Source organism: Alsobacter sp. R-9 (assembly GCF_054612375.1).
The window spans coordinates 1-734 of the sequence record NZ_JBTSWJ010000043.1; the positions used below are offsets into that span (position 1 = coordinate 1).

Below are 734 nucleotides of genomic sequence, written 5' to 3' on the forward strand. Positions count from 1 at the left end.
TGACCTGCCACTGAGTTTTTCCTCCACCCGGAGTTAGAGTCCGGCCCTTCGAAGGGCGGACAGATGAAGCGAGCACGGTTCACGGAAGAGCAGATCATCGGCGTGCTGAAGGAGCATGAGGCCGGCGCGAAGACGGCCGATCTGGCGCGCAAGCACGGCGTCTCGGAAGCGACGCTCTACAACTGGAAGGCCAAGTACGGCGGCATGGATGTCTCCGAGGCCAAGCGGCTGAAGCAGCTCGAGGACGAGAACGCGAAGCTGAAGAAGCTCCTGGCCGAGCAGATGCTTGATGCAGCCGCGCTTCGTGAGCTTCTGTCAAAAAAATGGTAGGGCCCGCCGCCAAGCGCGCGGGTGTCGCGCACCTGCAGGCCGTCATGGGTCTTTCGGAGCGGCGGGCCTGCCTGATCATCGGAGCGGACCGGACGACGGTTCGCTATCGGTCCAGCCGGCCGGCGGACACGGAGCTTCGCACTCGACTGCGGGAACTGGCCAATGAGAGACGTCGCTTCGGGTATCGGCGGCTGTTCGTTCTGCTGCGGCGGGAGGGCGAGCCCTCGGGCGTCAACCGCATCCATCGGCTCTATCGAGAGGAAGGCCTCTCGGTGCGCAAACGACGCGCGCGACGCAAGGCCGTAGGCATGCGGGCGCCGATCCTGGTCGAGGCCAGGCCGAACGCACGCTGGTCGACCGATTTCGTACATGACCAGTTCGCCAACGGTCGGCGCCTGCGCATC

1 pseudogene is annotated in these 734 nt (G+C 65.1%); it reads left to right on the forward strand.

Annotated elements, in window-relative coordinates:
- Positions 1–63: 63 nt before the first annotated feature.
- A pseudogene (locus tag ACX9GQ_RS25030) lies at positions 64–734 on the forward strand (transposase); the annotation flags it as partial.